Here is an 18,553-nt window from a genome sequence, read left to right as displayed (position 1 = left end):
TCCGTCATCGGGCGGCCAGCGTGGTCGCCGTCGACGGGCGGGTGGGTGGCGGTACGGTCGCCGTGGGAGGGGGCGGCCGTGGGGTTTCGGGTGCGTAGGTCGTTCAAGGTGATGCCCGGGGTGCGGATGACGGTCACTCCGCGTGGGGTGTCTACGTCGGTCGGGACGCGCGGTGCGCGGGTGAGCGTGCACTCCTCGGGTCGGGTGACGCGCACGGTCGGGATCCCGGGGTCGGGGATCTCGCACACCAGCACCACGCGCGTCGGGGCCAGCACCCGTCAGCCGACGCGCGGGGCCGGCGCGCCGGGTCCTGCGCGGCCGCCGGAGCCAGCCAAGCCGGGCATGTTCGCGCCGAAGTGGGAGAAGGCCCTGCACAGGGCTGCTATCCAGCAGCGCGACGCCAACGCCGTGCGGGCTGTGGCGAACGAGCACGCCGAAGCCCGGCAGAGCGCCGCCCTCCTGGAGACCCTGATGGGTGCGCTGCCGGTGAATGACGTCGCGCGTGTGCGCCAGCTGCTGGGCTGGCTGTGGGACGGCGGGTACGACCCCGCCGCCGACGTGTTCATGACCAGGTACCTGCCTGGTGCGGGTCTGGCTCTGGAGGTCGCGCCGGGCATCACCGTCGAGCTGCCGCTGACCCGGGACGCCGTCGGTCTGGCGCTGGCTGAGGCGCACCAGTCCGCGGGTGACGTGGTCGCGGCGTGCGACGTGGTCGAGCAGGTCACCCCGTCGACCGTCGCCGCGGTGTCGCTGGCCGAGCTGTACGCCGAGCAGGGACGTTGGCAGGAGGTGATCGCGCTGACGGACGGGGTCACGAACGAGGACGAGGCGACCATGTTCTTGCTGGTGCAGCGGGCCGCTGCCCTGCGGCAGACGGGCAGCCCGGGCGCCGCACGCGAGGCGCTCAAGGAGGCCCTGCGGCTGCGGTCACGTCCAGCCGAGTTGCGCCACCGGGCACTGATCGAGCGCGCCTACACCTACCTGGCGGAGAACAAGCGGGCGATGGCCCGCAAGGACCTGGAGAAGGTGCTCGCCGAGAACTCCACCTACCCCGGGCTCGCCGAGGCGATGGCCGAGCTGCCGCCCTCATGACGACCATCGAGCCGCCCCCGGACCAGTCGGTCTCACGTCAGGTCGGTGAGGCTGTCGTACGTGCGGCCGCGGCGGTCATCCCGTTCGCCGGCGGTGCCGTCGTGGAGGCGTTCACGTTCGCGACCCAGCGTGGGTACCAGCGTCGGTTCCACGAGTGGATGGCCGAGGTGTCCGACGCCATCAACCGTCTCGTCCTCGAACCGCACGGTCAGGACTGGGCCTCGCTCGAGACCAACGAGGGGTTCCTCGACGCGATCGCCCACGCCACCCGCTCGGCGACCCAGACCAGCAGCCAGGAGAAGCGCGCGGCCCTGCGCGCGGCCGTCGTGAACGCCGCCCTGCGCCCCGACCTGCCCGCCGACCGCACCGCGATCCTGCTCGACCTGCTGGACACCCTGACCGCATCGCACCTGCGCCTGCTCGCCCTGTTCGCCGACCCCCACCGATGGCTCGTCGAGCACAGCACCGACGCCTCAAGTACAGGGGCGAGTGACAACCGCACAGTCCTCGTCGAGATGGCCTACCCCGAGATCGCTGCGGATCCGCCGCTCATGAACAAGCTCATAGCGGACCTGGACACCCACAAGCTCGTAACCATCAACCTCGACTCCTTCATGACGGAGTCAGGGACCTTCGCTCCGAAGCTGCAGCCGCTCGGCACTGAGCTCCTGGAACTCATCACTGAACCCCACCGCGCCCGACGCCGCGTAGCCATGCCGCCGCAGGGCGGGTGACCTCATGCCGCCTCGCACCGCCACCGATGCGTCAGGGTGAAGGTTCTCGTGCTGCGTCGCCCGGTCACCCGCGTGGTCTGCGGCTTCGAACTGTAGGTTGCGTGCGCGCAGTCTGGGACGCACCTCAACGACGAAGCGCTGCCTGGCGTAGGCGGTTACCCACGTGACCGCCTACCGTGCCAGGCCAGGAACGACGAGCCGTCGCCCTCTCCTCTCGGCCCAGACACGTTCAGCCACGAGGTTGCGTGACTCCGGACTGTGTCACGCGGAGCGGGCGATCGCGCTGGCCTGGCCGTCAGGGCAGGTGGGTGCGAGTCGCTGGCTGGTTCAGCGGGAATGCTTCACAGGACGCGGCAGGGCGGACGTCGGCACGGAGACACCCTTCTTCGCCAACTTCGCGACTTGCTCCTGGTAGCGCGAGGGCGTCATCGCCGCGCGACGCGTCTGACGGTGCCCCTCGATGGTTCGGATGACGATCGTGGGACGACGAGGGTCCTGATCAGTCATGGTGATCGACCTCCCTGCGCATCCTCGCCCGAAGTTGGAACCTTCCTACCGTCAGCAGCGCGCCGGTCACGACCGACACGCCGATGGCGGACTGCCAGCCTACGTCAGCCACCTCGCCCCAGCGAGAGGCATGTGGGGGACCGTCGAACCCGACGCTGAGTCCGAACGCGACCGCGAAGAGTGCTCCCGCGAGACCCAGCGCGATGGCGCGCAGGGGGCCGACAACCTGAGACACGATCCAGTTTTCGCCAGGGCGTACCAGCCAGGTGAGGAGCAGTGCTGGGCCGAAGAGGAGGAGCCCGACCGGCGTGCCAGGGTCGTCAGCTACCAGGTCGAGGCGCCAACGAGTGGCCAACAAGAGCAGCCCGACACCCCAAGCGGCCCACGTGACGACACGGTGGATGCCTTCTAGGTCGGGATCGAAACGTATTGTCGCGCGCACGGGCGCGTCGAACGTAGATGCATGGGTATGCGACACGGTGCTGGTCGTGGTGTCCTGAGCGACAGGCACACCCGCATCGTCGTAGAGCGTCAGGGCTGAGCAGTGAACGCCCGCTGGAGCCTGCACCTCCAGATGTAGGCTCATCGCGATGTCGGGTCGACCTAGTTCAATCTCGAACTGATAGGGAGATAGTCCAACCCCGGCAATGAACCGACGGGTGGCGTCGGAGAGGGTGTGTCTAATTGATATTGGACGGCGGGCGGCCGTCCAATGGAATGCGAATTTGATCACGGTGCGACGGCCGACTGTCTCTTCCGGGAGTAAGGCGAACAGAATGAAGTCAGTGGCGAGCTGTTCGAGGTGCACCTGGCTCAGCGTGTCCTCTAGGTTCAGGCGTTCCACGAGTTCTTCTGCCGCTCGGATGCCTACCTCGGGAGTGGACTCAACGCAATGTCGAATCTGCTCCCAGTCCTGCGCATCAAGTGCCTGATCCGTCTCCGCTTCGATTAGAGTGACGAGGAACTTGGTCGCAAGATCGATGTTGTCTGCCGCGGTTAGTACGGGGATGCTCGCTCCCGCCCCATCCCTAGCGTCGAACTGCCGCATGTCGCTCTTTGTGAAGGTGCCTAAAGGGAGAAGTGTCTGCCGAGCACCTCCCACTGGTGCCCAGGGAAGCGATGGAACCGTCACGTCTACGGATACGCGCCTCCTCGCGCGGTCGCCTTCTAGCAGTACGACCGACTCGACCTTCCTGTGAGACCAGTCGAAACCGAAGACCAGCGCGTGGACGAGTTTCTCGCCAAGCTCGTTTGCGTCTTGTGTTGCGTTGGACATCCGCCCCCCCGGGGGATTTCGTGAGGCCCAGGTGGGAAGTCCCAATGAGTAACCACGCTGTGCCGGTGGTCAACGATACGCGTTCTCGCGTGGACTGCGACACGAGAGCATCGAGGACCATATCCCGGGGTCGACGCTCGGCCCTGGCGGCTACGTGCTGATCCGGTCAGTGATCCAGGTTGGGAAGTCGTTCGGCCGAAGAAGGTAGCCATAATGGGACCGGCTTAGGTGACGTCTCATCCGTGCGGCGGCGAGCCCCGGTCCCTCAGGCTGCCGCGTCGCGCTGCCAGCTTCGACGATGGCGCGGGTACACCCTCCGCGCGGGGCACGTCGGAACGTCAGCGGGCGGCGCCCTCGAGGGTGCCCGTGGTCGGCTTGCCGTCGGGGGTGATGACCAGGCACTGGAGGACGTCGTCGCCCTGCTCCCAGCTCGTGGGGGTGGGGAAGAAGTAGGAGTAGGTGAGCTCCGACTCCTCCAGGGGGACGCCCACGAAGAGGGCGAACTCGTCGTAGCAGTACTCCGCCGCGACGGTGTCGAGGTCGTCGAACTCCTCCTGCGTGAGCGTCTTCTCCGCGTAGACCTCGGAGTCGTGCTCGTCCGCGCACGGCACGATCGGCAGCGTCGTCAGCTCGGTCTGCTCCTCGACGGCGCGGTAGTCGAGGCAGTCGCCCAGGGCGAGGGTGAACACGTCGGCGTCGGCGGAGGCGGTGACCTCGCCGCCCGGCTCGTCGCGCTGGGCCGGCGGGGGCGCCTGGCCGAGCACCTGGTCGAGGATCGATCCGCAGCCCGACAGGGTGGCGACGAGGGCGAGAGCGGTCACGGACAGGAGCGCGGCACGGCGCACGGGGGAGGTCACCGGCGTACTCAACCAGCGCCTGACCAGGCAGGTCATCACCTTTGCGGGTGGTGCGACCGGTGACCTCGCTCACGGCTGACGCACAGGGTCCGGCCCGGCGCTGTCGCCGTGGCGCCGGGGCCGGTCGCAGGTGACCGGCCCCGGCGCGGGGCTCACAGGTGCGGCAGGACGTGCCGCACGTGCCGCTCGGCCATCGTCGCGAGCGTCTGCTCGGCGGGCGCCGCCCAGATCTGCTCGTTGAAGATCTCCACCTCCACGTCGCCGGTGTACCCGGCGTCGCGGACCCAGCGGGTGACGGTCGCGAAGTCCACGTACCCGTCGCCCACGTGCCCGCGGGAGTTCAGCGGCTCCGCCGCCAGCGGCAGCACCCAGTCGCACACCTGGTAGCCGGCGATCCGCCCGGCCGCCCCGGCGCGCGCGACCTGCCGCTGCAGGTCCGGGTCCCACCACACGTGGTACGTGTCGACGACGACGCCGACGACGTCCGCCGGGAACGGCTCGGCCAGGTCCAGCGCCTGCCCGAGCGTCGAGATCACCGCGCGGTCCGCGGCGAACATCGGGTGCAGGGCCTCCAGCACCAGCCGCACCCCGTGCCCCGCCGCGTACGGCGCGAGCTCGGCGATGCGCTCGGCCACGCGCTCGCGGGCGGCCAGGACGTCGCGCGCCGGGTCGTCCGGGCCGGAGCCGGCGGGCGTGCCCGCGGGGTAGGGGAGGGCGGGTCCGCCGGGGGCGGAGCATGCGGGCAGGCCGCCGACGACCATGACGAGCTCGCGCGTGCCGAGGGTCGCGGCCTCGCGGATCGCGAGCCGGTTGTCCTCGAGCGCGACCTGCGCGGCGTCGTCGTCGGGCGTCGTGAGGAAGCCGCCGCGGCACAGCGACGAGACGCGCAGGCCGTGGTCGGCGACGATCCGGGCGGCCTGCTCGGCGCCGACCTCCTGGACGCGGTCGCGCCACACCCCGATCGACGACAGCCCCGCCGCCGCCGCGGCCGCGGCCGCCTCGGGCAGCGTCAGGTGCTTCGTCGTCGCGGTGTTGAGCGAGAGCCGCGCGAGCTCGGGGCGACGCCCGACGGCGGCCTGCCCGACGGGCGCCGCACGGGTGCCGGTCGGGGTGCTCACAGCGCGATCTCGGGGACGTCCAGGCGCCGGCCCTCGTCGGACGAGCGCAGGCCCAGCTCGGCGAGCTGCACGCCGCGGGCGGCCGAGAGCAGGTCGAACCGGTGCGGGCGGCCCAGCGCCACGTCGACGAGGAACTCCTCCCACTGCGCCTTGAAGCCGTTGTCGAGCTCGGCGTTGGCCGGGATGTCGATCCACTGGTCGCGGAAGCGCTCGGTGGTCGGCAGGTCGGGGTTCCACACGGGCTTGGGGGTGGCCGAGCGCGGCTGGGCGACGCAGTGGAACAGCCCGGCGACCGCGGAGCCGTCGGTGCCGTCGACCTGGAACTCGACCAGCTCGTCGCGGTGCACGCGCACGGCCCACGAGGAGTTGATCTGCGCGACCACGGGGTCGCCGTCGGGGGTCTCCAGCGTGAAGATGCCGTACGCGGCGTCGTCGGCCGTGGCCGTGTAGGGCTCGCCGTGCTCGTCCCAGCGGGTGCCGATGTGCGTGGCGGTCTGCGAGGTGACGGTGCGGACCTTGCCGAGGATGCCCTCGAGCACGTAGTTCCAGTGGCAGTACATGTCGACGGTCATGCCGCCGCCGTCGGCCTTGCGGTAGTTCCACGACGGGCGCTGCGCGGGCTGGACGTCGCCCTCCCACACCCAGTACCCGAACTCGCCGCGCAGCGAGAGGATCCGGCCGAAGAAGCCCTCGTCGACGAGCCGGCGCAGCTTGACCAGGCCCGGCAGGTAGAGCTTGTCGTGCACGACGCCCGCGGTGACGCCCGTGGTCTCGCGCAGGCGCGCCAGCTCGATCGCCTCCTCGAGGGTCTCGGCCGTGGGCTTCTCGGTGTAGACGTGCTTGCCGGCCTTCATCGCCTCGGTGAGGGTGGCGGCGCGCAGGCTGGTCATCGACGCGTCGAAGACGATGTCGGTGGCGGGGTCGTGGATCGCGCCCTGCAGGTCCGTGGTCCAGTGCTCGACGCCGTGCTTCTCGGCGAGCTCGCGGACCTTCTCGGCGTTGCGGCCGACGAGCACGGGCTCGACCTGCACGCGCGTGCCGTCGGGCAGCGTGACGCCGCCCTGCTCGCGGATCGGCAGGATCGAGCGGACGAGGTGCTGGCGGTAGCCCATGCGCCCGGTGATGCCGTTCATCGCGATGCGCAGCGTGCGGGTGGTCATCGTGTCTCCTGTCGTCGTCCCGGCTCCGTCGCCGGGCCCCGCGGCGAGGCGGGGAATGCGCTTTCCGACAGCGTAGCCGACGGCCGCCCACCCCCGTCAACACCCGCCCGCAGGATGCGGTGCGCACGGGTGCCGACGGGGTCGGCCGGACCGGTCAGCGCGTGAACGTGTGCAGGGCGGAGACGACCTCGGCGCGGAAGCCCGGGTGCTCGCCGACGGCGGCCGGGACGACGTCGCGCAGGGCGAGGACCCCGTCGACCGCCTGCTCGGGGGTGCCGCGGGTGGCCTCGGCCAGCACCGCGGCCGCCGGGTCGTCGAGCGGCACGGTGCGGCCCGCGACGACCAGCTCGCCGGCCGCCGCCGCACGCACGTACGCGACCCACCCGGCCAGCACCACCGCGGCCACGTGCGGCACGGCACCGGCGGCGAGCCGGTCGGCGGCGGTCGAGAGCAGGCGCAGCGGCAGCTTCTGCGACCCGTCCATCGCCACCTGCACCGTCGTGTGCCCGGTCGCGGGGTTGGCGAACCGGGTGAGCACGTCGTCGCGGTACGCGGCCAGGTCCGTGCCGTCGGGCGCCACGAGGGTCGGCAGCACGTCGTCGTCGACGTACCGGCGGGCCAGCTCGGCCAGGTCCGGGTCGGCGACGGCCTGCGCGATCGTCGCGTGCCCGCGCAGCGCCCCCAGGTAGGCCAGCGCCGAGTGCGTGCCGTTGAGCACGCGCAGCTTGGCGCGCTCGTACGGGGCGACGTCGTGCGTCAGCGTCGCGCCCGCGCGCTCCCACGCGGGGCGGGGCCCGGCGAAGGAGTCCTCGACGACCCACTGCGTGAACGGCTCGCCCACCACGAGGCCCTCGTCGTGCAGCCCGAGCAGGTCGGTGGCCCGCGCGCGGTGCGCGTCGGTCGTCGCCGGGACGATCCGGTCGACCATCGTGCACGGGAACCGCACGGCGTCGCGCGCCCAGGCGCCGACCGGGACCAGTGCGGGCGAGGCGTCCAGGGCCTGGCCCACCAGGCGCGCCAGGACGCGGCCGTTGTCGACGAGGTTGTCGCAGCACACCACCGTCAGCGGCGTGCCCGCGCCCTTCGCGCGGCGCACCAGCCCGCGCACCAGCAGGCCCACGGGCGTGCGGGCGGGCTCGTCGGAGTCGGCCGCGGCAGCGGCGAGGTCCGCCTGCACGTCGGGGTCGGCCAGGTCGAGCCCGCCGTCCGGCCCGCGCCGGTAGCCCTTCTCCGTCACCGTCAGGGTCACCACGTGCGTGGTCGGCGCCGCGAGGGCGTCGAGGACCACCGGCGTCTGCCGCCCGGGGAAGGCCACCTGCCGGAGCGAGCCGACCAGGCGCAACGACGTCGCGTCCGCGCCCGCGGTCAGCACGCCGTACAGGCCGTCCTGGGGGTCGAGCTGCTCGGCGACGCGTGCGCTGCGCTGCGTCACACCGAGCACGCCCCAGCCCGTCTCGCCCGTGGCGGCCGCCGCGTCCTCGGTGTACACCGACTGGTGCGCCCGGTGGAACGCGCCCAGGCCGAGGTGCACCTGCCCGACCGTCAGGGCCGCGGGGTCGACGGCGGGGCCGCGCACCTGCTCGGGCAGGGGGCTGCGCAGGCGCTCGTGCCAGGTGGCCAGGGACAGGCGGGGCGGCGTCATCGGTGCTCCGGTGGGTCGTCGGGCGGGTCGGGCGGGTCGGGTGCGGGGTGCGGGGCGCGGCGGTGTCAGGTGCCCGGCGCGGTCGGGGCCGCGGCGTCGGCGGGGGCCTGCGCGGACGACCCGCGCACCACCAGCTCGACGGGCAGCACCACGTGCGGCGTGACGTCGGGCGGGTCGAGCAGCAGGTCGACGGCGGTGCGGCCGAGCAGGGCGAGCGGCGCGGCGACCGTGGTCAGCGGCGGGGTCACGAGCGTGGCGACGGGCCCGTCGTCGAAGCCGACCACCGAGACGTCCTCGGGCACCCGGACCCCGCGGGCGCGCAGGCGGTCGAGCACGCCGAGGGCCACGAGGTCGTTGTGCGCGACGACGGCCGTGGCGCCCGCGGCCAGCGCGAGGTCGGCCGCGGCGACGCCGCCGGAGAACACGGGCGCGTGCGGGCCGAGCTCGACGACCTCCAGCCCGGCGGGGGACGTGTCCGCCAGCCCCTCGCGCCGTCGTGCGTCCGACCACGAGCCGTCGGGGCCGCCGACGTGCGCGACCCGTCGGTGGCCGAGCGCGTGCAGGTGGCGCAGGGTCTGGCGGATGCCGTCGCGGTCGTCGATGACGACGGACGGCAGGTCGGCACCCTCCCGGTTGACCAGCAGCACGGGGGTGGGGCCCGCCGCCACGGCGGCGAGCGCGGCGGCGCTCATGCGCGGCGAGCACAGCAGCACCCCGTCCGCCTGCGCGCCGAGCTGGGCGACGAGATCGGCCTCCAGGCGGGGGTCCTCCTCGGAGTCCGCGATCATCACCGCGTACCCGGCGGCGCGGGCGCGCGACTGCACGGCCTTGGCGACGGCGGCGAAGAACGGGTTGCCCAGGTCGGGCACGACGAGGCACAGGTGGCCCGAGCGCCCGGTGCTCAGGGCGCGGGCCGCACGGTTGGGGCGGTACCCCAGCGCCTGCGCCGCGCGGAGCACGGCCTCGCGGGTCTCGGGGGCCACGACGTCGGGCGCCGAGAGGGCGCGGGAGGCGGTGGCGGGGGAGACGCCGGCGGCCACCGCGACGTCACGCAGCGTCACGGGCACGCGTCCTCCTGCGGTCGGCTGAAACAGATGAATGCGATTGCAGCACACACTTGCCGCGCACATCAAGGTCCTGACGACCCCTTGTGGGCGTGCGACGCGGCGTGGCAAGGTCGCTGCTGCACGCGCATTCATCGCACGTCCCGTCAGCCCCCGGGCCCCGCGGGAGCGTGCCGCCGACGAGGAGGACGGCACCGTGACCGACCCGTGGACCCTGCACCCCGACCGGGCCCTGCCCGCAGACCCGGTCACGCGCCCGCTCGCGCGCCGGATCCTCGACGCGACGCGCGACCTGCCGATCGTCTCCATGCACGGGCACGTCGACGCGAGCGTCTTCGCCCGCGACGAGCCCTTCGGCGACCCGGCGTCGCTGCTGGTCGTGCCCGACCACTACCTGGTGCGCATGCTCGTCTCGCAGGGCGTGCCGCACGACGCGCTGGGCGTGCCGCGGCGCGACGGCGGCGCGGTCGAGACCGACCCGCGCGAGATCTGGCGGACGTTCGCGGCGCACTGGCACCTGTTCCGCGGCACGCCGACGCGGTTCTGGATGGAGCACGTGCTCGTCGAGGTGCTCGGCGTGCGCGAGCGGCTCTCGGCGGCCACGGCCGACGCCGCGTACGACACGATCGCGGCACGCCTCGCCGAGCCGGGGTTCCGGCCGCTGGCCCTGCTGGACCGGTTCGGCATCGAGATCATCGCGACCACCGACCCGGCCACCGCCACGCTGGCCGACCACGCCGACCTGGCCGCGCGCGGCTGGGGCGAGCGCGTGGTGCCGACGTTCCGGCCCGACGCGGTGCTGCACGTGGACCGCCCCACGTGGCGGGACGACGTCGCGCTGCTGGGGGCGCGCGCGGGCGTCGAGATCGGCGGGTACCGCGACCTCGTGCGCGCGCTGGAGCTGCGGCGGTGGGCGTTCGTCGACGCCGGTGCGCGCGCCACGGACCACGGCCACCTGCGCGCGGACACCACGCCGCTCGACGACGCGGACGCCGAGGCCGTGGTCGCGGCGGCGCTGCGCGGCGAGGCGACGGCCGCCCAGGCGGACGCGTTCAGCGCGCACATGCTCTTCGAGATGGCGCGGATGTCCACGCAGGACGGTCTGGTGATGCAGCTGCACCCGGGCTCGCTGCGCGACCACGACCCGCGGGTCTTCGCCGAGCGCGGCCCGGACGTCGGCTACGACATCCCGGTCGCCACGGAGTACGTGCGCGCGCTGCGCCCGGTGCTCGAGGCGTTCGGGCACCACCCCGCGCTGCGGCTGGTGCTGTTCACGCTCGACGAGGACGTGTTCAGCCGCGAGCTCGCCCCGCTGGCCGGCGTGTACCCGGCGGTGCGCCTGGGGGCGCCGTGGTGGTTCCTCGACACCCCCGACGGGATGCGGCGCTACCGCGAGGCCGTCACCGACACGGCCGGGTTCTTCAACACCACGGGCTTCGTGGACGACACGCGCGCGTTCCTCTCGATCCCCGCGCGGCACGACCTGGCGCGGCGTGTGGACGCCGGCCACCTGGCCCGGCTGGTGGCCGAGCACCGCCTCGACCTGGACGAGGCGGTGGAGACGGCGGTGGACCTGGCCCTGCACCTGCCCCGGCAGGCGTATGCTCGGAGCGAGGCAAGCGCTTTCCGCCGCGACGACGCGGTGGATCCCGTCCCCCAGGAGGCCCGGCCGTGACCGCCACGACCACCCGCACCACCGTCCTCGACCGGCTCGCCGCGCACCGGCTCGTGCCCGTCGTCGTCATCGACGACGCGAAGGACGCCGACGCCCTCGGCGCCGCGCTCGTCGGCGGCGGCCTGCCCGTCGCCGAGGTGACCTTCCGCACCGCGGCCGCCGCCGACGCGATCCGCGTGCTGCGCGACCGCGGCGACGTGCTCGTCGGCGCCGGCACCGTGCTGACACCCGCCCAGGTCGACGCGGCCGTCGACGCCGGTGCCGACTACGTCGTCTCGCCCGGCACGAGCCGTGCCGTGATCGAGCGCTGCGCCGAGCGCGGCGTCCTCGCGCTGCCCGGGGCCGTGACCGCGACCGAGGTGCAGGCCGCGCTCGAGCTCGGCGTCAGCACCGTGAAGTTCTTCCCGGCCGGCACCTCCGGCGGCGCCCCGGCGATCGCGGCGCTCGCCGCCCCGTTCGGCGGCGTGCGGTTCGTGCCCACCGGCGGCGTCGGCCCGAAGAACCTCGGCGACTACCTCGGGCTCGCGTGCGTGGCCGCGGTCGGCGGCTCGTGGATGGTCCCGCGCGACCTGGTGCGCGCCGGCGACCTCGCGGGCGTCCAGCAGCTCGTCGCCGACGCCGTCGCCCTCGCGCGCTCCCTGCGCCCCGACGCCGCCTGACCGACGCCCCCGACCCGGCGCGACCCCGCGCGGGCCGTGCCCCACCCGACCGCCAGACCCCGCACGTCCCGAAGGAGCCGACGATGCCCGACCTGACGATCCGCCCCGCGTCCGAGACGACCTTCGACGCCGTGTCCCTCGGCGAGGTCATGCTCCGCCTCGACCCCGGCGAGGGGCGCATCCGCACCGCGCGGCAGTTCCGCGCCTGGGAGGGCGGCGGGGAGTACAACGTCGCCCGCGGCCTGCGCCGCGCGTTCGGGCTGCGCGCCGCGATCGTCACGGCGCTCGCCGACAACGAGGTCGGCCGGCTGGTGGAGGACATGATCCTCACCGGCGGCCTCGACACCCGGTTCGTGCGGTGGGTGCCCTACGACGGCGTCGGCCGGTCGGTGCGCAACGGCCTGAACTTCACCGAGCGCGGCTTCGGCGTGCGCGGCGCCGTCGGCGTCTCCGACCGCGGCCACACCGCCGCGTCCCAGCTCAAGCCCGGCGACGTCGACTGGGAGCACCTGTTCGGCGAGCTCGGCGTGCGCTGGTTCCACACCGGCGGCATCTTCGCCGCGCTCTCCGACACCGCCGCCGAGACCGTCATCGAGGCCGTCACGGTCGCCCGCCGCCACGGCACCGTCGTCTCGTACGACCTCAACTACCGGCCGTCGCTGTGGAAGGCCGTCGGCGGGCAGGCCCGCGCCCAGGAGGTCAACCGCACGATCGCCCCGCACATCGACGTCATGATCGGCAACGAGGAGGACTTCACCGCCTCGCTCGGGTTCGAGGTCGAGGGCGTCGACGAGAACCTCTCCGACCTGGAGGTCGGCACGTTCGCGGCCATGATCGAGAAGGTCGCCGCCACCTACCCGAACTTCGGGGTCATCGCGACCACCATGCGCACGGTCCACAGCGCGACCGTCAACGACTGGGGCGCCATCGCGTGGTCGCGCGCCTCGGGCCTGGTGCAGTCCACGCACCGCCCGGGCCTGGAGATCCTCGACCGCGTCGGAGGCGGCGACTCCTTCGCCTCGGGCCTGGCGTTCGGCCTGCTCGACGGCCAGGACCTGCAGACCGCCGTCGACTACGGCGCCGCCCACGGTGCCCTGGCCATGACGACCCCCGGCGACACGACCATGGCGACCAAGGCCGAGGTGCTCAAGCTCGCCGGCGGCGGCTCGGCCCGCGTCGACCGCTGACGCACGCGTGGGACCGCCGGTCGGCGGTCCCACGCGAGGTGAGGACGAGGTCAGGCCTGCGTGCTGCTCGTGGTCGCGGACCGGAGCTTGAACCACCCGTAGACCGCCGTCGCGACGAGCAGGACGGCACCGATCGCCGTGAGCCACAGCAGGCCCTCGATGATCGCGCCGAGCACGGACAGGGCGAGCCAGGCGAGCAGCAGGACGACGACGAGAGTCTCATCGATTCACTCTCGCACGCCCGTCCCCCTGCGGCGCGGCGAGTGCTCGGCGATTGACCCTGGTGGGTCAGCCGTCTGACCGTGGCATCACGTGGTGTCACGCGGTCTCGTCCCGTCCATGGCCAAGACCGTCTCGATGACCTTGCGACTGCCTCCCGAGGTGAAGGCGAGCCTCGAGGCGACCGCGGCGCGGACGCACCGGTCTCAGCAGGCCGTCGCCATCGAGGCGATCGCCAAGGCCACGTCAGGGCACGAGCAGCGGATCAGCGACGCGGCGCGGCGGATCGTCGAACGAGACCGCGCCATCCTGAACCGCTTGGCGTGAACGCCGACGCACCCGAGTACCTGGACCTCGACGGACTGCTCACGATCGCCGAGATCGTTCTAGGGCAGCCCGCGCCGGTCCGGGATCTCGGACTCCTGCAGGCGGCCCTCGCGCGACCGCAGCACGTCGTGTTCGGCGTCGACGCGTACCCCGGTCTGGACGAGAAGGTTGCGGCTCTTCTCCACCCTCGTGATGAACCATGCCCTCGGCGATGGCAACAATCGGCTCGGCTGGGTCGCTACCGCCGTCTTCTACGAGCTCAACGGCTACGACCTGCGGATGGATGAGGACGCGGCCGTCGACCTCGTCCTCGCAGTCGCCGACGGGAGCCTCGACGATGTCGCGGCGATCGCCACGAGACTCGCCAACCACGGCGCCCCTGTCGCCTGACCTCCTCGCCCGCGACCGGTCAGGTGACGGCGCCGAGCTGCCAGGGGATGAACTCGTCGGTGCCGAGGTCGAGGTCCTCGGAGACCGTCTGCTCGCCGGACGCGACGGCGACGATCTTCTCGAACAGCTCGGCGCCGACCTGCTCGACGGTGGCGGTGCCGTCGACGATGCGGCCGGCGTTGAGGTCCATGTCCTCGCGCATGCGCAGGTAGGTCGGGGTGTTGGTGGCGACCTTGATCGACGGGGTCGGCTTGCAGCCCAGCACCGAGCCGCGCCCGGTCGTGAAGACGACGACCGTCGCGCCGCCCGCGACCAGGCCGGTGACCGAGACGGGGTCGTACCCGGGGGTGTCCATGAAGCAGAAGCCGCGCTCGCGGACCGGCTCGGCGTACTCGTAGACGGCGCGCAGCGGTGCGGTGCCGCCCTTGGCGACGGCGCCGAGGGACTTCTCCAGGATGGTGGTCAGCCCGCCGGCCTTGTTGCCGGGGGAGGGGTTGTTGTCCAGGGTGCCGCCGCCGTGCGCCATGTACTCCTGCCACCAGTCGAGGCGGGCGAGGAGACGGTCGGCGACGTCCTGGCTCACGGCGCGGCGCAGCAGCAGGTGCTCGGCGCCGAAGATCTCGGGGGTCTCGGCCAGCACGGACGTGCCGCCGTGGGCGACGAGCAGGTCGGAGGCGTGCCCGAGCGCGGGGTTGGCGGTGATGCCGGAGTAGCCGTCGGAGCCGCCGCAGTTGAGGCCCAGCACGAGCGCGGAGACGGGTGCGGGTTCGCGGCGCAGGGCGCTGATCTGCGGCAGCATCTCCTCGATCGCGGCGACGCCGGCGCGCACGGTGGCGCGGATGCCGCCGGTCTCCTGGATGACCAGGGTGCGCACGGGCTTGTCGGCGGGCAGGTCGAGGCCGTCGAGGAGGGTCTGCGCGGGCAGCATCTCGCAGCCCAGGCCCAGCACGAGCAGGGCGGCGACGTTGGGGTGGTCGGCGTACCCGCGCAGGGTGCGGCGGGTGATCTGCGCGCCCTCGGACGTCGGTACGAGCCCGCAGCCGGTGTCGTGCGTCAGGGCGACGACGCCGTCGACGCCGGGGAAGGCCTCGAGCACGCGGCCGCGGAACTGGTCGGCGATCAGCCGGGCGGTCGAGGCCGAGCAGTTCACCGACGTGACGATGCCGACGTAGTTGCGCGTGCCCCAGCGCCCGTCGGCGCGGCGGTACCCGGCGAACGTGCGGCCCGGGTCGGCGGGTGCGGGCAGGTCGACGAGGTGGGTGCCGACCTCGTGCGCGCGGCCCGCGTCGTCCATGCCGAGGTTGTGGGTGTGCACGTGGTGCCCGGCGGCGATGTCGCGGGTCGCGCGGCCGATGGACTGCCCGTACTTGCGCACCGGCACCCCGGCGGCGACGTCGGCGACCGCGAGCTTGTGGCCGCGGGGGACTCCCTGGGTGACGGTGACGAACCGGTCGGCTACCGCCACCACCGCGCCCTGGGGCAGGTCGCGGGTCGCGACGGCGACGTCGTCGTCGGGCCGCAGCAGGAGGACGGCGCCATCGAGCGCGTCGGTGGGGCCGCCGTGCGCGGTGGGCAGCGGGGCGTGGCCGGTCGTCATCGTCGTCCTCCCGGGGTCGGGCGTCAGGATACCGGTTTCCCGGCGCGTCCGGGAATCGCTTTCCAATCGGACCGGGTGATCCTGGCCGCAGCGGGAACGCTCCCGCGCCCGTTCCCCTACGCTCAGGCCCATGGCCACGAGCGTCACCCTGAGCGACGTCGCGCGCGAGGCAGGCGTCTCGCTCGCCACCGCCTCCCGCGCGATCAACGGCAGCGCCAACCGCACGGTGCGCGCCGACCTGCGCGAGCGCGTGCTCGCCGCCGCCGAGAAGCTGCGGTACACCCCCGACGCGAACGCCCAGGCCATGGCCCGCGGCCGCACCACGTCCCTCGGGCTCGTGGTGCACGACATCGCCGACCCGTACTTCTCGACCATCGCCGCCGGCGTCTCGCGCGCCGCCGACGACGCCGACCTCCAGGTCACCCTCGCGAGCACGCAGCACCGCCCCGAGCGGGAGGTCTCGCTGGTCCGGCTCCTGCAGCGCCAGCGCGCCCGCGCCATCGTCATCGCCGGCGGCCGGTACGACGACGAGCCGACCAACGCCGCCATGCGCGCCGCGCTCGCCGACTACCGCGAGTCCGGCGGTGCCGTGACCCTCGTCGGCCAGCCCGTGCTCGACGTCGACACCGTCGTCGTCGACAACGCGGCCGGCGCCGCAGCCCTCGCCCGGGCCCTGCACGACCGCGGCTACCGCCGCCCGGCCGTGCTCGGCGGTCCGGAGCACCACCTGACCGCCCGCGAGCGGCGCGAGGCGTTCATGGACGCGTTCGCGCAGGCCGGCTCGCCCGTGCAGCCCGCGCACGTCGTCACCGGGGAGTTCACGCACGACGGCGGCGAGGCCGCCATGCGCGAGCTGTGGGCCACCGGCCCCGACGTCGACGTGGTCTTCGCCGTCAACGACGTCATGGCGCTCGGCGCGCTCGCCGCGTGCCGCGACCTGGGCGTGGGCGTCCCCGACGACCTCGCGCTCGCGGGGTTCGACGACATCTTCACGCTGCGCGACGTCGTCCCGCCGCTGACCACCGTGCGGGTGCCGCTGGAGGAGGTCGGGGCGCTGGCCACGCAGCTCGCGCTCGAGGAGCACACCGGGGCGCCGCGGCGCGCGTCCGTCGCCACCGAGGTCGTGCTGCGGGCCTCCACCCCGGACCGCACCTGACCCGATGACCCGCCCGCCCGCCCGCTCGGCCGTGACCGCCGCCGCGCTGGGGGGTGCGTGCGTCCTCGCGATCCTCGCCGGGTGCGTCGCCCCCGGGCCGGCACCGGTCGAGACGGCAGCCACCGGAGCACCGCCCGGACCGGTGGCGGTCGAGGTCGCGCAGGCCCGCACCGACCGTGTCGCGCGCGTCGTCGAGCTCCAGGTCCGCAACGACGGCTCCACCGACCTCACCGTCACCGAGGGGCGCCTCACGGCCGGATCCCTCGACGGCGACGTCGTCACGCTCCAGGGCCGCGACGTCCCGGCCGGTGCCACCCGCCGCCTGCGCGCCGCGCTGCCAGCGCCCCGCTGCGCGGGCGACCCCACCACCGTCGCCGACCTCGACCTGACGGTCGCGCTCGACGTCGTCACCGCTGACGGCACCGCCGCCACGCTCCAGGTCGAGCCCACCGACGAGGACGACGACCTCCTCCGTGTGCGCGGCGAGGACTGCGCCGCGGCCGCCGTCGCGGCCGGGCTGGAGATGGCCCTCGACGAGACCCTCACGACCCGCACCCTCGACGGCGCCCCCGTCGCCGACGTCACGCTGCGGGTCCGGGCCGTGCCCGGCGGCCCGCGCGTGCAGCTCACGCAGGTGCTCGGCACCACGCTCCTGCGTGCCCCCGACGCCTCCTCCTGGCCCCTCGACGTCGACACCGCCACCCTCGGCGCCGACGCCGAGCCCGTCACGCTGCCCGTCGTCCCCGCCCGCTGCGACCTGCACGCGATCGCCGAGGACAAGCGCGGCACGGTCCTCGGCGTCCGCGCCCTCGTCGACGGCGTCGAGCAGCCCGTCGTCTACGTCGTCTCCCCGCCCGACCTCCTCGGCGCCCTCCACCGCTTCGTCGTCGACACCTGCACCGCGGCGGCCGACCCGTGACGGTCCTGTACCTCGACGTCGACGGGGTGCTGCTCCCCTTCGGCGCCCCGTCGGCTCCAGCCCGTCCCGCCGCACCAAGGGGCAACCCGCTGACGAGTCGGCTCGACGTCGGGCTGGCGTGCGCTGTCAGCGCACTGCCTGTCGAGCTGGTGTGGGCCACGACCTGGGGCCAGGATGCCAACGACCTCCTCGCTCCGCTGCTCGGATGGTCGGCGCTGCCCGTCCTCGATCCCGCCGAGCCGTCCGCCGAGGACACCTGGTTCCGGCTGCACTGGAAGACCCGCTCGATCCTCCGTCACGCCGCAGGCCGCGACCTCGTCTGGGTCGACGACGAGATCGCCGACGCCGACGAGGAGTGGGTGCATGCGCACCACCCCGGCCGCGCGCTCCTGGTTCGCGTCGCGCCGCGCGTGGGCCTGAGGCGCGACGACGTCGAAGCCCTCGATGCCTGGCTGCGGGACGCTGCGGACGCGGAGCAGGGCGCCCCCCCCGGGCTGATCCTCAGCGCAGGGGCCGGCCGTAGGCGTCGCGGCCGCCGCTGGCGAGCAGGACGATCCCGTCGACGACCGCCCAGAGCCAGATCGCCGGCGCGACGAAGACCCCGATGATGACGCCCACGAGGACGCACGCGACGAAGAACCCGATGAGCTGCACCAGGCCGATCGCCGTCTGACCGGCGTACAGCCGGCCCACCCCGCACACCCCGACGAGCGGGAGCAGCAGCTGCAGCAGGCCCGCGGTCGTCCGGCTCTTGTCCGACCACGGCACGCCGGCCGACGGGTCGTAGGCCCCGTACGGGGAGGGGTGCCCGTACGCCTGGGGCGGGTACGGCTGGCCGGGGTGCGGCTGCGCCGGGTACTGCTGGGGGTACTGCTGCGCCGGGTAGGGCTGGCCCGCGTGCGGCTGCGGGGCGTCGCCCGGGACGGGGGGCTGGTGCGGGTCGCTCATGCCGCGGACAGTAGCGCGACCGGTGC

Annotated in this window: 19 protein-coding genes and 1 pseudogene; 11 read left to right on the top strand and 9 right to left on the bottom strand. The window is 73.6% G+C overall.

Annotated features, from left to right (window positions below; translation table 11 throughout):
• Positions 1-45: 45 nt before the first annotated feature.
• From BKA21_RS20340 to BKA21_RS07475, 3 genes and pseudogenes are all read left to right on the top strand, one after another.
• A pseudogene (locus BKA21_RS20340) lies at positions 46-234 on the top strand (DUF4236 domain-containing protein); the annotation flags it as partial.
• A 108-nt stretch (positions 235-342) separates the two neighbouring features.
• Positions 343-1,092: a tetratricopeptide repeat protein gene (locus BKA21_RS07480; protein ID WP_239072703.1), complete on the top strand. Its 750-nt coding sequence runs from the start codon at positions 343-345 to the stop codon at positions 1,090-1,092.
• On the top strand, positions 1,089-1,826 hold the full coding sequence (locus tag BKA21_RS07475) for a hypothetical protein (RefSeq protein WP_140457653.1): 738 nt from the start codon (positions 1,089-1,091) through the stop codon (positions 1,824-1,826). Before BKA21_RS07480 ends, BKA21_RS07475 begins: the two co-directional genes overlap by 4 nt.
• Positions 1,827-2,325: 499 nt before the next feature.
• Here BKA21_RS07475 and BKA21_RS07470 read toward each other — a convergent pair whose 3' ends face one another.
• The 6 genes from BKA21_RS07470 to BKA21_RS07445 all read right to left on the bottom strand — a co-directional run bounded on the left by BKA21_RS07470 (position 2,326) and on the right by BKA21_RS07445 (position 9,453).
• A complete protein-coding gene (locus BKA21_RS07470; RefSeq protein ID WP_140457652.1) occupies positions 2,326-3,609 on the bottom strand; it encodes a hypothetical protein in 1,284 nt (427 codons plus the stop codon).
• 338 nt (positions 3,610-3,947) lie between these two features.
• Entirely contained in the window at positions 3,948-4,466 is a 519-nt protein-coding gene (locus BKA21_RS07465) for a septum formation family protein (RefSeq protein ID WP_170208912.1), read from the bottom strand.
• 152 nt (positions 4,467-4,618) lie between these two features.
• A complete protein-coding gene (locus BKA21_RS07460; RefSeq protein ID WP_218887372.1) occupies positions 4,619-5,479 on the bottom strand; it encodes a sugar phosphate isomerase/epimerase family protein in 861 nt (286 codons plus the stop codon).
• Between the two features lie 101 nt (positions 5,480-5,580).
• Entirely contained in the window at positions 5,581-6,744 is a 1,164-nt protein-coding gene (locus BKA21_RS07455) for a Gfo/Idh/MocA family protein (RefSeq protein WP_140457649.1), read from the bottom strand.
• Positions 6,745-6,898: 154 nt separating this feature from the next.
• A complete protein-coding gene (locus tag BKA21_RS07450; protein ID WP_140457648.1) occupies positions 6,899-8,386 on the bottom strand; it encodes a mannitol dehydrogenase family protein in 1,488 nt (495 codons plus the stop codon).
• A gap of 65 nt (positions 8,387-8,451) precedes the next feature.
• A complete protein-coding gene (locus BKA21_RS07445; RefSeq protein ID WP_140457647.1) occupies positions 8,452-9,453 on the bottom strand; it encodes a LacI family DNA-binding transcriptional regulator in 1,002 nt (333 codons plus the stop codon).
• Between the two features lie 193 nt (positions 9,454-9,646).
• Between BKA21_RS07445 and uxaC the strand changes: the two genes are divergently transcribed.
• The 3 genes from uxaC to BKA21_RS07430 all read left to right on the top strand — a co-directional run bounded on the left by uxaC (position 9,647) and on the right by BKA21_RS07430 (position 12,971).
• Positions 9,647-11,125, top strand: a complete 1,479-nt coding sequence (uxaC, locus tag BKA21_RS07440; RefSeq protein WP_239072704.1) for a glucuronate isomerase — start codon at positions 9,647-9,649, stop codon at positions 11,123-11,125.
• Complete coding sequence (gene eda / locus BKA21_RS07435; RefSeq protein ID WP_140457645.1) at positions 11,122-11,784, top strand: bifunctional 4-hydroxy-2-oxoglutarate aldolase/2-dehydro-3-deoxy-phosphogluconate aldolase; 663 nt, start codon at positions 11,122-11,124, stop codon at positions 11,782-11,784. The genes uxaC and eda overlap by 4 nt, the downstream gene beginning before the upstream one ends.
• Positions 11,785-11,867: 83 nt before the next feature.
• A complete protein-coding gene (locus BKA21_RS07430) occupies positions 11,868-12,971 on the top strand; it encodes a sugar kinase (RefSeq protein WP_140457644.1) in 1,104 nt (367 codons plus the stop codon).
• A gap of 50 nt (positions 12,972-13,021) precedes the next feature.
• Here BKA21_RS07430 and BKA21_RS19425 read toward each other — a convergent pair whose 3' ends face one another.
• A complete protein-coding gene (locus tag BKA21_RS19425; protein WP_257023418.1) occupies positions 13,022-13,147 on the bottom strand; it encodes a hypothetical protein in 126 nt (41 codons plus the stop codon).
• Between the two features lie 163 nt (positions 13,148-13,310).
• Here BKA21_RS19425 and BKA21_RS07425 point away from each other — a divergent pair, with 163 nt between their 5' ends.
• Together BKA21_RS07425 and BKA21_RS19940 are read left to right on the top strand one after the other, a co-directional pair.
• On the top strand, positions 13,311-13,517 hold the full coding sequence (locus tag BKA21_RS07425; RefSeq protein ID WP_140457643.1) for a YlcI/YnfO family protein: 207 nt from the start codon (positions 13,311-13,313) through the stop codon (positions 13,515-13,517).
• Between the two features lie 192 nt (positions 13,518-13,709).
• Entirely contained in the window at positions 13,710-13,907 is a 198-nt protein-coding gene (locus BKA21_RS19940) for a hypothetical protein (protein WP_306458066.1), read from the top strand.
• Positions 13,908-13,926: 19 nt separating this feature from the next.
• Here BKA21_RS19940 and BKA21_RS07415 read toward each other — a convergent pair whose 3' ends face one another.
• A complete protein-coding gene (locus BKA21_RS07415; RefSeq protein ID WP_140457642.1) occupies positions 13,927-15,504 on the bottom strand; it encodes a UxaA family hydrolase in 1,578 nt (525 codons plus the stop codon).
• A gap of 130 nt (positions 15,505-15,634) precedes the next feature.
• Here BKA21_RS07415 and BKA21_RS07410 point away from each other — a divergent pair, with 130 nt between their 5' ends.
• The 3 genes from BKA21_RS07410 to BKA21_RS20335 are packed head-to-tail and all read left to right on the top strand — an operon-like array spanning position 15,635 to position 18,187.
• On the top strand, positions 15,635-16,660 hold the full coding sequence (locus BKA21_RS07410; protein ID WP_140457641.1) for a LacI family DNA-binding transcriptional regulator: 1,026 nt from the start codon (positions 15,635-15,637) through the stop codon (positions 16,658-16,660).
• 4 nt (positions 16,661-16,664) lie between these two features.
• Entirely contained in the window at positions 16,665-17,579 is a 915-nt protein-coding gene (locus tag BKA21_RS07405; RefSeq protein WP_140457640.1) for a hypothetical protein, read from the top strand.
• Positions 17,576-18,187: an HAD domain-containing protein gene (locus BKA21_RS20335; protein ID WP_203793376.1), complete on the top strand. Its 612-nt coding sequence runs from the start codon at positions 17,576-17,578 to the stop codon at positions 18,185-18,187. The genes BKA21_RS07405 and BKA21_RS20335 overlap by 4 nt, the downstream gene beginning before the upstream one ends.
• On the opposite strand, the gene BKA21_RS07395 is transcribed toward BKA21_RS20335, so the two are convergent.
• Positions 18,081-18,527, bottom strand: a complete 447-nt coding sequence (locus BKA21_RS07395) for an NINE protein (RefSeq protein WP_140457639.1) — start codon at positions 18,525-18,527, stop codon at positions 18,081-18,083. The two genes, BKA21_RS20335 and BKA21_RS07395, sit on opposite strands and share 107 nt — an antisense overlap.
• Positions 18,528-18,553: the final 26 nt, after the last annotated feature.

This window comes from Cellulomonas oligotrophica, assembly GCF_013409875.1.
Classification (GTDB): Bacteria; Actinomycetota; Actinomycetes; order Actinomycetales; family Cellulomonadaceae; genus Cellulomonas; species Cellulomonas oligotrophica.
Note: the sequence above shows the minus strand (reverse complement) of the source record. Positions and strands in the feature narration are given on the sequence as shown.

Bases quoted from the DNA above. Each gene is read 5' to 3' on its own strand.
- BKA21_RS07425 (WP_140457643.1), top strand. From the start codon at position 13,311: ATGGCCAAGACCGTCTCGATGACCTTGCGACTGCCTCCCGAGGTGAAG.
- BKA21_RS07470 (WP_140457652.1), bottom strand. From the start codon at position 3,609: ATGTCCAACGCAACACAAGACGCAAACGAGCTTGGCGAGAAACTCGTC.
- BKA21_RS07430 (WP_140457644.1), top strand. From the start codon at position 11,868: ATGCCCGACCTGACGATCCGCCCCGCGTCCGAGACGACCTTCGACGCC.
- BKA21_RS07455 (WP_140457649.1), bottom strand. From the start codon at position 6,744: ATGACCACCCGCACGCTGCGCATCGCGATGAACGGCATCACCGGGCGC.
- BKA21_RS07415 (WP_140457642.1), bottom strand. From the start codon at position 15,504: ATGACGACCGGCCACGCCCCGCTGCCCACCGCGCACGGCGGCCCCACC.
- BKA21_RS07450 (WP_140457648.1), bottom strand. From the start codon at position 8,386: ATGACGCCGCCCCGCCTGTCCCTGGCCACCTGGCACGAGCGCCTGCGC.
- BKA21_RS07480 (WP_239072703.1), top strand. From the start codon at position 343: ATGTTCGCGCCGAAGTGGGAGAAGGCCCTGCACAGGGCTGCTATCCAG.
- BKA21_RS07475 (WP_140457653.1), top strand. From the start codon at position 1,089: ATGACGACCATCGAGCCGCCCCCGGACCAGTCGGTCTCACGTCAGGTC.
- BKA21_RS07410 (WP_140457641.1), top strand. From the start codon at position 15,635: ATGGCCACGAGCGTCACCCTGAGCGACGTCGCGCGCGAGGCAGGCGTC.
- BKA21_RS07405 (WP_140457640.1), top strand. From the start codon at position 16,665: ATGACCCGCCCGCCCGCCCGCTCGGCCGTGACCGCCGCCGCGCTGGGG.
- BKA21_RS19940 (WP_306458066.1), top strand. From the start codon at position 13,710: ATGAACCATGCCCTCGGCGATGGCAACAATCGGCTCGGCTGGGTCGCT.
- BKA21_RS07395 (WP_140457639.1), bottom strand. From the start codon at position 18,527: ATGAGCGACCCGCACCAGCCCCCCGTCCCGGGCGACGCCCCGCAGCCG.